This window comes from Dietzia sp. HMSC21D01 (genome assembly GCF_001815995.1).
Taxonomy (GTDB): domain Bacteria; phylum Actinomycetota; class Actinomycetes; order Mycobacteriales; family Mycobacteriaceae; genus Dietzia; species Dietzia cinnamea.
On record NZ_KV824097.1, the window covers coordinates 1 to 9,963 of the forward strand.

At 72.1% G+C, this 9,963-nt stretch carries 9 protein-coding genes; 4 read left to right on the forward strand and 5 right to left on the reverse strand.

All coding sequences use genetic code 11. The annotated features are described in order from the left end of the window. Together HMPREF3086_RS15520 and HMPREF3086_RS15525 are read right to left on the reverse strand one after the other, a co-directional pair. A partial coding sequence (locus tag HMPREF3086_RS15520) for a TRAM domain-containing protein (RefSeq protein WP_141764124.1) occupies positions 1–663 on the reverse strand: 663 nt, incomplete at its 3' end. Then, positions 660–2,699 (reverse strand): APC family permease, encoded by a 2,040-nt coding sequence (locus HMPREF3086_RS15525; RefSeq protein ID WP_106386140.1) that lies wholly within the window; start codon positions 2,697–2,699, stop codon positions 660–662. The genes HMPREF3086_RS15520 and HMPREF3086_RS15525, both read right to left, overlap by 4 nt. Before the next feature lie 65 nt (positions 2,700–2,764). Between HMPREF3086_RS15525 and HMPREF3086_RS15530 the strand changes: the two genes are divergently transcribed. Together HMPREF3086_RS15530 and HMPREF3086_RS15535 are read left to right on the forward strand one after the other, a co-directional pair. Beyond that, entirely contained in the window at positions 2,765–3,427 is a 663-nt protein-coding gene (locus HMPREF3086_RS15530; protein WP_061227709.1) for a potassium channel family protein, read from the forward strand. Between the two features lie 88 nt (positions 3,428–3,515). Beyond that, on the forward strand, positions 3,516–4,175 hold the full coding sequence (locus tag HMPREF3086_RS15535; protein WP_061227793.1) for a potassium channel family protein: 660 nt from the start codon (positions 3,516–3,518) through the stop codon (positions 4,173–4,175). Here HMPREF3086_RS15535 and HMPREF3086_RS15540 read toward each other — a convergent pair. Next, on the reverse strand, positions 4,150–4,911 hold the full coding sequence (locus HMPREF3086_RS15540) for a hypothetical protein (protein WP_061227710.1): 762 nt from the start codon (positions 4,909–4,911) through the stop codon (positions 4,150–4,152). The two genes, HMPREF3086_RS15535 and HMPREF3086_RS15540, sit on opposite strands and share 26 nt — an antisense overlap. A 49-nt stretch (positions 4,912–4,960) precedes the next feature. Between HMPREF3086_RS15540 and HMPREF3086_RS15545 the strand changes: the two genes are divergently transcribed. Both HMPREF3086_RS15545 and hrpA read left to right on the forward strand, forming a co-directional pair. After that, positions 4,961–5,149: a hypothetical protein gene (locus tag HMPREF3086_RS15545; protein WP_061227711.1), complete on the forward strand. Its 189-nt coding sequence runs from the start codon at positions 4,961–4,963 to the stop codon at positions 5,147–5,149. A gap of 50 nt (positions 5,150–5,199) precedes the next feature. Beyond that, entirely contained in the window at positions 5,200–9,114 is a 3,915-nt protein-coding gene (gene hrpA, locus HMPREF3086_RS15550) for an ATP-dependent RNA helicase HrpA (RefSeq protein ID WP_070722811.1), read from the forward strand. A 32-nt stretch (positions 9,115–9,146) separates the two neighbouring features. Here hrpA and nrdR read toward each other — a convergent pair whose 3' ends face one another. Both nrdR and HMPREF3086_RS19340 read right to left on the reverse strand, forming a co-directional pair. Then, entirely contained in the window at positions 9,147–9,602 is a 456-nt protein-coding gene (nrdR, locus tag HMPREF3086_RS15555) for a transcriptional regulator NrdR (RefSeq protein ID WP_007626979.1), read from the reverse strand. 111 nt (positions 9,603–9,713) lie between these two features. Beyond that, positions 9,714–9,963: hypothetical protein (locus HMPREF3086_RS19340; RefSeq protein ID WP_210401885.1), on the reverse strand; the 250-nt coding region annotated here is incomplete at its 5' end.

Sequence of the window (9,963 nt, forward strand, 5' to 3'; positions counted from 1 at the left end):
GGGTCGACGCGCGCGCGAGCCCTGCCCGCGGGGCTCGTCACGCACCGCGGGCCGGTGGGCGACGTGGACCGTCCCGTCGTCACCGAGCAGCCCGAGGAGCTCGCGTCCGGGGCCCACGTCCGCGACGGTCACCGCGTCGAGAATGCGCGGATCGGGTTGGACGCAGGGCTCCATCACGAGGTCCCGCGACCGCGCCCGACGGACGCCGGGACGGCCATCCGGGCCGGTGACCCACCGGGCGACCGTGCGCCACCCTGTCGCGGTGGCGTCGCCCGCGGGGGCCTCGACCGGGATCTCGTCGGCGCGCGGGTCGATCCGGCCGATCCTGACTGCCTGCTCGGCGAGGATCCGGCCGGCGAAGCCGCGGGCCGCGGCGGGTTCGATGTGGCTCCAATCACAGCACCCGGCTCCGGCGGCGGCCGCCGGGCAGGCGGTCTCCACCCGGTGCGGGGACACGTCGATCACCGACTGCACGGTGCCGCGGCAGAAGGCGCGGCCCGGGTCGTCCTCGACCAGGACGTCGACCGTCTCCCCGGTGATGCCGCCACGGCAGAACACCACCCGTCCCTCGTGCCGGGCGACGAACTCACCGCCGTGCGCCGGGCCGGCCACCTCCAGCCGCAGGACGCGGCCCGTCCAGTCGGTCGTGTGCTCGTGTGTCATCTCGCCTCCGGTCCGCCCAAACGCCCGACGATCGGTTCATTGCGGGCCTGCTCCGCCCGGCCACGCGAGGACGACAGCTGCCACGGCACGCTGGTGACCATGACGCCACGCTCGTAGAGCAGGCGGGTCTTGAGGCGCAGCGCGCTCTGGTTGTGCAACAGCTGCTCCCACCAGTGGCCCACCACGTACTCCGGGATGTACACGATCACCACGTCCCGCGGCGACTGGTCCCGGAGCCGCTTGACGTAGTCCACGACCGGGCGGTTGATCTCACGGTACGGGGACTCGACGACCTTGAGCGGAACGGAGATGCCCCGGCTCTCCCACTCCCTGACGAGGGTGCGCGTCTCGGCGGTGTCGATGTTCACCGTCAGGGCCTCGATGGTGTCCGGGCGGGTCGCCCTGGCGTACGCGAGGGCCCGCAGGGTCGGCAGGTGCAGTTTGGAGACCAGGACGAGGCAGTGGGTGCGGCTGGGCAGCACGACCTCGCGGGAGGAGTCGTCCAGTTCACGCGCCACCGCGTCGTAGTGCCGGTGGATGAGCCTCATCACGCCGAAGACCGCCACCATGGCGAGGACGGCGATATAGGCGCCGGAGAAGAACTTGGTGGACATAACGATGACGAGGACACCCGAGGTGAGGCCGAACCCGACCGCGTTGACCGCCCGCGACCGGCGAGCCCGCCGACGCACCGCCGGGATCTCCTCGTGCTGCAGCCGCCGTGTCCAGTGGCGGACCATCCCGAGCTGGCCCAGCGTGAACGCCACGAAGACACCCACGATGTACAGCTGGATGAGGACCGTGACCCGGGCGTCGAACGCGATCACCAGCGCGATCGCCGCGATCGCCAGGAGCACGATGCCGTTGGAGAATGCGAGCCGGTCGCCGCGGGTGGCGAGCTGCCGGGGAAGGTACTTGTCGCGGGCCAGGACCGACGCCAGCACGGGGAAGCCGTTGAACGCGGTGTTGGCCGCCAGCACGAGGATGGTCGCGGTCACGACCATGACGACGTAGAACGCGATCGGCAGCCCGGCGAAGACCGGCTCCGCGAGCTGCGCGATCATCGTCTTCTGCTGATACCCCTCCGGGGCGCCGACGAGCTGGGTGGCCGGGTTCTCCGCGATCCGGACCCCGAGCCTGCGCGCCAGCGCGATGAGGCCCAGCAGGAAAGAGACCGACAGCACGCCCAGGATCGTGAGGGTGATCGCCGCGTTGCGGGCGCGGGGCTTGCGGAAGGCCGGCACCCCGTTGTGGATGGCCTCGACACCGGTGAGCGCGGCGCAGCCCGAGGCGAAGGACTTGGCCACGACGAACGCCAGCGCCAGGCCGGTCACCTCGGCGCCCTCCGCGGGGACGAGGTCGAACCCCGCCGACTCCGCGCGCAGGTCGCGGCCGAGGACCTCGACCTGCACCAGGCCCCACACGATGAGGGCGATCATGGACGCGAGGAACGCGTAGACGGGCACCGCGAACATCGCCCCGGACTCCCGGATCCCCCGGAGGTTGAGCGCGGCGAGTCCTGCGATCGCGAGTACGGCGAAGAAGACGGCGTGGGACTGCACGAACGGGATGGCCGAGCCGATGTTCGCCGCCGCGGCGGAGATCGAGACGGCGACCGTGAGGACGTAGTCGATGAGCAGCGCCGCACCAACCCCGAGGCCGGCGCGGGGACCGAGGTTGACCGTGGCCACCTCGTAGTCACCGCCCCCCGACGGGTAGGCGTGGACGTTCTGCCGGTAACAGGCGATGACGACGACCATGACGAACGCGACCGCCACCCCGACCCACGGGGTGAACGCGATCGCCGACATCCCGGCGATCGACAGCACGAGGAAGATCTCCTGCGGGGCGTAGGCCACCGACGACAACGCGTCGGAGGCGAACACCGGCAGGGCTATCCGTTTGCGCAGGCGCATCGTGCCGATGGTGTCGCTGCGGAAGGGGCGCCCCACCAACAGGCGCTTGGCTCCCACGGAGACCCTGGAGATCCTGGACACCGACACATCGTAGGACCCGCGCGCCGCGGCGGACAGCATCCGCGGATGTGAGTAGCGTGACGTCCCTGGGGCACGAGGGTGCGCCGTGAGGAGTGGGACTCGCGATGAGGGTCGTCGTCATGGGCTGTGGCCGCGTCGGGGCGGCGTTGTCCGCCGAGCTCGACGCCGCCGGCCACGCGGTGGTGGTGATCGACCGCGACCCCGCGGCCTTCGCCCGACTGCCCGAACGGTTCGGCGGTCAGACCGTCACCGGCCAGGGCTTCGACAGAGCGGTGCTCACCGACGCCGGACTCGTCGGCGCCGACGCGTTCGCCGCCGTGTCCTCCGGGGACAACTCCAACATCATCGCGGCCCGTGTGGCCCGCGAGACCTTCGGTGTCGAGCGCGTGATCGCCCGCATCTACGACGCCGGTCGCGCCGAGGTCTACGAACGTCTGGGCATCCCGACCGTCACCACCGTCCCCTGGGCGACCGGCCGGCTCGTCCGGTACGTCACCGCCGGGACGAGTCCGGTGGAGTGGCGAGACCAGACCGACAGGGTCTCCCTCGTGGCCCTCGACGCACCGCCGGGATGGGTGGGCCTGCCCGTCGACCGGCTCGCCGCGGAGGTCGGTGGGCGCGTCGCCGCGGTCACCCGCTTCGGCGAATGCCGCATCCCGGACGAGGACACGCTCGTCCAGTCCGACGACGTCGTCCACCTCACCCTGCCCTCGGAGGCGGTGCGCGGCCTGGAGGACCTGCTGCAGCGAGGCCCCTCCGATGCCTGACCCGACTCCCGACCCCACCGTCGACGACTACGCCGACGGCTCCGGCCTGCTCGCCGACGCCCCGTCCCGGGCGTTCCGCACCAGCTCGATGCGGATCGTCGTGGCCGGCGCCGGGGTCGTCGGACGGTCCATCGCCCGGGAACTGCTCGCGGGCGGCCACACGGTGACCCTGATCGACAAGCGTCCCAGCGTGTTCTCCGCCGACCCGGTCGAGGACGCCGACCAGCAGGTCGGTGACGCGTGCGAGCTCAGCGTCCTCGAGCGGCTCCGTATCGAAGAGGCCGACGTCGTCGTCGCCGCGACCGGGGACGACAAGGCCAATCTGGTGGTGAGCCTGCTCGCCAAGACGGAGTTCGCGGTCGCCCGCGTCGTGGCCCGGGTCAACGACCCCCGCAACGAGTGGCTCTTCGACGACCGCTGGGGGGTCGACGTGGCGGTCTCCACCCCCCGACTCATCGTCTCGGTCGTCGAGGAAGCGGTGTCCGTCGGCGACGTCGTCCGGCTCATGACGCTGCGTCGCGGCGGCGCGAACCTCGTCAGCGTGACCCTGCCCCCGCAGACCCCACTGGCCGGGCGCCCCGTGTCCCGCGTTCGGATCCCCCGCGACGCCGCGCTCGTGGCGATCCTGCGAGGAGGGCGGGTGATCGTCCCCGAGCCCGACGTGCCCTTCGAGCCCGGTGACGAACTGCTCGTGGTGGCCCCCGAGGCGGTCGAGGCCGACGTCAGCGAGGCGATCCTGGGGGGTTGACCGTCACGGCGATCTCCCGCCCGTAGTCCCAGCCCGGCGCCAGGGGCAGGTCGTCCCCGCTCCAGAACCTCCCCGGGTCGTACCAACTGGCGTCCCCGGCGGGCCGGAGCACGCTCATCGCCTCCAGGGTCAGGCCCACGACTTCCGCGCAGTAGGCCGCCTCCATGCGCATCGCGGGACCGGGCGAGACCCGCCCGCGCCGCGGGATCAGGTCCAGGAGCCGGCCGCCGCCCACCTCGTCGTCGTCCCCCGACGCCACCCCCGGCCTCCCGGCCACGACTCCGCCCGACGACCGCCGGCCCCGCGACGCCCAGCGTCCCCGCGCCCACCGCGCGGTGAGGCGACCCGCCGACGGGAACGACACGCCGTCCAGGCGCGCGATCGTCTCCAACAGCGCCTCCTCCTGCTCCGTCCCGACCTCCCGTGAGATCTGCCGGAACCACGCCCGCTGCCCGTACGGGCCCGTCCACTGACGCACCGCGGCCTCGAGGTCGTGCAACTGCACCCCGCGCTGGCGGCGGCCCGTCCACACGTCCGGCAGCGCCCTGCCCATCTCCGCGTGCCACAGCAGGGGCGGCATGTCCTCGAGCACCACCGCGACGCCCACATGGTTGACCGGCGCGTTGGTCAGCGTCTGGATGAGCCGGTCCGCCGTCGTCCGGCCGCGGAACAGCCACAGGTCGCCGGTGCGCGTACGGTCGGCCGCCGCGGCCAGCGGCACGGTGTCGATGTCCATGGGGCGATCCTGCCAGGGCGGCCCGGCCGGTCGGCCTAGGCTCGACTACATGGCTCCCCGGGGACGACAGTGGCTCAAGATGATCGGTGCGGCGGGACTGGCGGGTGTCGCGGCCTCCGGGATCCTCGCCGCCAGGTCCGAACGGCGCCGCCGCTCCTACGAGCCGGACGAGATCCGCGAACGACTCCACGAGCGCTACACGCGGATCCAGGCCAGGCGCGACGCCGCCGGCGACTGACGACGCCGTCCGGCCGACCCGGTCCGGGTGCCGATATCCTGGCGGGCACCATGCCGTCGTCCACCTCAGCCCCACCCGAGCTCCGCCGGGCCCGCCACGATCTGCTCGTCCGGCTCGACGAGGTCGGCACCCTCGACGCGCACCGGCTCCGCCCCCGGATCCGCCGGGCCCGCGCCGACCAACTCGACGACCTGGCCCGCCGCGTCGACGAGGCCGCCGAGCGCGTCCGGCGGCGCGCCGAGGCGATCCCCGCTCCCGAGTACCCCGAGCAGCTCCCCGTCAGCGCGCGCAAGGACGAGATCGCGGAGGCCATCCGCGAGAACCAGATGGTCGTGATCGCCGGCGAGACCGGCTCGGGCAAGACCACCCAGATCCCCAAGATCTGCCTCGAGCTCGGGCGCGGCGTGCGCGGCATGATCGGCCACACCCAACCGCGGCGCCTCGCCGCCCGGTCCGTGGCCGAGAGGATCGCGGACGAACTCGGCGTGGAGATCGGCGGCCCCGTCGGCTCCGCCGTGCGCTTCGACGACCGCACCGGACCCGACACCTCGGTCAAGCTCATGACTGACGGCGTCCTGCTCGCGGAGATCCGCCGCGACCGGCTGCTCCACGCCTACGACACGATCATCATCGATGAGGCACACGAACGCAGTCTCAACATCGACTTCCTCCTGGGCTACCTCAAGCAGATTCTCCCGAGGCGCCCGGACCTCAAGCTCATCATCACCTCCGCGACCATCGACCCCGAACGGTTCGCCCGCCACTTCGCGGGCCCCGACGGTCGCCCCGCCCCGGTCATCGAGGTCTCCGGACGTACCTTCCCCGTGGAGATCCGCTACCGGCCGCTCCAGGTCGAGCACGGGGACCGGGTGATCGACCTCGACCCCCTCGACGCGCTCGCCGACGCCGTGGCGGAACTGCTGCGCGAGGACGACGGCGACGTTCTGGTCTTCCTCTCGGGCGAGCGTGAGATCCGCGACGCCGAGGAGGTGCTGCGTGGCCGGAAATTCCGCAACACGGAGATCTTCCCGCTGTTCGCGCGCCTCACCGCCGCGGAGCAGCAGCGCGCCTTCCGCGCCCACTCCACCCGCCGGGTGGTGCTGTCGACCAACATCGCCGAGACCTCGGTGACCGTCCCCGGCATCCGCTACGTCGTCGACACCGGACTGGCGCGCATCTCGCGGTACTCCACCCGTACCAAGGTCCAGCGACTTCCGATCGAACCGATCTCCCAGGCCTCCGCCGCGCAGCGGGCCGGGCGATGCGGTCGCGTGGCCGACGGCATCTGCATCCGCCTGTACTCGGAGGAGGACTTCGAGGCACGACCGGAGTTCACCGACCCCGAGATCCTGCGCACCAACCTCGCCTCGGTGATCCTGTCGATGGCGGATCTCGACCTCGGTCCCGTCGACGACTTCCCCTTCGTCGAGCCGCCGGACCGCAAGGCGGTCCGCGACGGCATGACCCTGCTCACCGAGCTGGGGGCGTTGACGGTCGACGACGACGAGCGCCCGCGCCTGACCGAGGTGGGCCGCGACATGGCCGCGCTCCCCCTCGACCCACGACTGGCCCGGATGGTCGTGGAGGGCCACCGCAACGGGGCGCTGGGGGACGTGCTCGTGGTGGTCGCCGCCCTCACCGTGCAGGACATCCGGGAGCGGCCCGCGGAGGAGCGGGACAAGGCCGACCAGTTCCACCGGCGCTTCACCGACAAGACCTCCGACTTCCTGGGATACCTCAACCTCTGGCGCTACATCACCGAGCAGCGCCGCGAGCTCTCCGGCAGTGCGTTCCGCAAGATGTGCAAGGCGGAGTACCTGCACTGGCTGCGCATCCGCGAGTGGCAGGACCTCAACGCCCAGCTGCGGAGCATGTGTCGCGAACGCGGCTGGCACCCGCCGTCCGGCCAGGCCTCCGAGGACGACCTGCACAAGGCGATCCTCACGGGCCTGCTCACCAACGTCGGCATGCGCGAGGAGGACGCCCGCGAGTTCCGGGGCACCCGCGGTATCCGCTTCCAGATCTTCCCCGGCTCGGACCTGGCCCGGAAGCCACCGCGGTGGGTGATGGCTTCCGAGCTCGTGGAGACCTCACGGCTGTGGGCCCGCGACGTGGCGCGCATCGACCCAGCGTGGATCGAGCAGCTCGGCGGCCACCTCACCCGCACGCAGTACTCCGAGCCGCACTGGTCGGACGCCCGCGGCGCCGCCATGGCCTACGAGAAGGTGCTCCTGCTGGGGCTGACGGTCGTGGAGGCACGCCGCGTGCTGCTGTCCCGGGTGGACGCTCCCCTGGCGCGGGAGATGCTCGTCCGCCACGGGATCGTCGAGGGCCGCCTCGACACGCGAGTCCCGGTCATCCGCGAGAACGCCGAGGCCGTGGCGCAGGCGAGGGAGCTGGAGACCCGCAGCCGTCGCCGTGACCTGGTGATCGACGACGAGGCCCTGGTGGCGTTCTACCTCGAGCGGCTCCCCGGCGACATCACCTCGGGCCGTCACCTGGACTCGTGGTGGAAGAAGCGCGGCCACCGCGACCCGGACGCGATCCGGTTGACCCCCGCCGATATCCGCACCTCGGAGGCCGCTCCCGACGCGGGCGACTTCCCGCCGTTCTGGCAGCAGGGCGACCGACGGTTCGAGCTGCACTACGAGTTCGATCCGGGTGGCGCCGCCGACGGCATCACCGTCCGCATCCCGCTGCCGCAACTGTCCTCGGTGACCACCGCCGGTTTCGAGTGGTTGGTCCCCGGTCTCCGCGAGGAGCTCTACACGGAGATGCTGCGCACCCTCCCCAAGTACCTCCGGCGGCTCTGCTCGCCGCCCGCGGAATACGCCGCCCTGCTCGCCCGCGACGTCACCCCGCGCTCCGCCCCTCTGCCGGTGGCTCTGGCGCAGGCGCTGTCCGCGCGGATCGGGACGACGGTCGACCCGCGGGAGTTCGACCCCGCGCAGCTCCCCGATCACCTGCGGGTGCGGTTCGAGGTGGTCGACGGCGAGAAGGTCGTCGCGTCCGGAACGGATTTGGCGGCGCTGCGGACGCGTTTGCAGGACAAGGTGCGCGCCACCCTCAACACCCGGCTCGTGCCCGACGACGGGCCGTTCCGCCAGTGGAGTGCCGACACCATCGGGGATCTCGCCCCGTCGGTCACCGGCACGGTGGACGGTGTGGATGTGACGGTCTACCCCGCCCTGCGCGTCGATGCGGACGGCATCCACCGGGTCGCGTGCGCGACGGAGGAGGAACGCCGGACCAGGCAGGCGTCGGCGGTCCTCACGCTCATCTCGTCCGATCTCGTCTCCGCCTCCTCGATCCTGCGCGGTCGCCCGGTCGAGCAGCGACTGGCCCTGACCCAGTACCCGCACGGCGGCGTCGAGGCATTGGTCTCGGACGCCGCCCTGGCGGCGTGCGGCAGGATCATCGCGCGACGAAAGGGTGTGCCGGTGCTGACGGTGGCGGAGTTCACCGAACTGCGGGACGCCGCCAGGGCGGAGGTGCCGGGGGCCGTGGCGTCCGCGATCTCGACGGTCGTGCCGGCGTTGGTGGCGGCGCAGGAGGTGTCCGTGCGTGTGACGGAGGCCCCGGCCGAGGTCGCCGAGGCGGTGGCCCCGTCACTGGAGTTCCTGGTGGGTAAGGGTTTCCTGGCGCGTCATCCGGTCGACGTGCTGCCGCACCTGGAGCGGCACGTGAAGGCGGTCGGTGTCCGACTCGATCTCGCGGAGAAGTCCCCCGCCCGGCATCGGAATCTGACAGCCCGGTTGGCGCGGTCGGAGGAGACCGTCGAGGAGGCGTGCGCGGCTCTGCGCCGTCGGCCCGGCGGCGCGCGCTCGGCCCGCGAGCTGCGGTGGTTGCTGGCCGAATACAGGGTGGGGTTGTTCGCCCAGTCCCTCGGCACGGCCCGCCCGGTGTCGGCCGAGCGCATCGACAAGGCGGTCGCGAACGCGCTCGCTCCCCGCGCCCGGCGTTGAGCGCCCGGCGGGTCAGACGTTCGCGCGGCGGCTCAGCGGCTCGCGCGGCGGTCTCTGAGTGCGATGATCTCGCGTTCGAAGTCGTCGGCCGAGCTGAACTGCTTGTAGACGGAGGCGAAGCGTAGGTAGCCCACCTCGTCGAGGTCCTGGAGGGGGCCGAGGATCGCGAGACCGATCTCGTGGGCGGGCACCTCGGACGCGCCGCGAGCGCGGACGGTGTCCTCCACCTGCTGGGCGAGGCGCCGCAGGGCGTCCTCATCGATGGACCGGCCTTGGCAGGCGCGGCGAACTCCCCGGACCACCTTGTCGCGACTGAAGGCCTCGGTGACACCGTTGCGTTTGAGGACCGTCAGCAGTGGCGTCTCGAGCGTCGTGAACCGGTGCCCGCACTCCGGGCACTCCCGGCGGCGCCGGATGGCCTGACCCTCGTCGACCGATCGTGAGTCGATCACCCGGGAGTCCTCGTTGTGGCATGTAGGGCAGTACATTCCCGTGTGGCCCTTCGTCGACCGGACTTCACGCCTCCCGGGACGTGGACCACGGGACGCGGGGACGATTGACCACCGTCCCCGACTCATTCTAGGAGGCAGGTGCGCCGGTCACGCGTAGGCGGGCCCGCCGAGGAACGCCACGGCCAGGAGCATGAGTATCCCGAAGGCGATGCCGCAGGCCAAGAGTGCCCAGGCGGGCACGTCATCGACGACACGGGTCGGAGCCGACGACTCGACGCGGCAGGCGCGCACACTGTCGGACGCCACCGGGCGGGCCTGGACGATCCGCCGCGGAGCCGGTGTGCGGGAGGGCGCCGGTGCGAGGGTGGCGACCCGGTCGGCGGAGGCGCCGCGGTTG

What these genes read in the sequence shown, in the direction of transcription:
- HMPREF3086_RS15525 (WP_106386140.1), bottom strand. Translation starts at nt 2,699, where the DNA reads ATGCTGTCCGCCGCGGCGCGCGGGTCCTACGATGTGTCGGTGTCCAGG.
- HMPREF3086_RS15530 (WP_061227709.1), top strand. Translation starts at nt 2,765, where the DNA reads ATGAGGGTCGTCGTCATGGGCTGTGGCCGCGTCGGGGCGGCGTTGTCC.
- HMPREF3086_RS15535 (WP_061227793.1), top strand. Translation starts at nt 3,516, where the DNA reads ATGCGGATCGTCGTGGCCGGCGCCGGGGTCGTCGGACGGTCCATCGCC.
- HMPREF3086_RS15540 (WP_061227710.1), bottom strand. Translation starts at nt 4,911, where the DNA reads ATGGACATCGACACCGTGCCGCTGGCCGCGGCGGCCGACCGTACGCGC.
- HMPREF3086_RS15545 (WP_061227711.1), top strand. Translation starts at nt 4,961, where the DNA reads ATGGCTCCCCGGGGACGACAGTGGCTCAAGATGATCGGTGCGGCGGGA.
- hrpA (WP_070722811.1), top strand. Translation starts at nt 5,200, where the DNA reads ATGCCGTCGTCCACCTCAGCCCCACCCGAGCTCCGCCGGGCCCGCCAC.
- nrdR (WP_007626979.1), bottom strand. Translation starts at nt 9,602, where the DNA reads ATGTACTGCCCTACATGCCACAACGAGGACTCCCGGGTGATCGACTCA.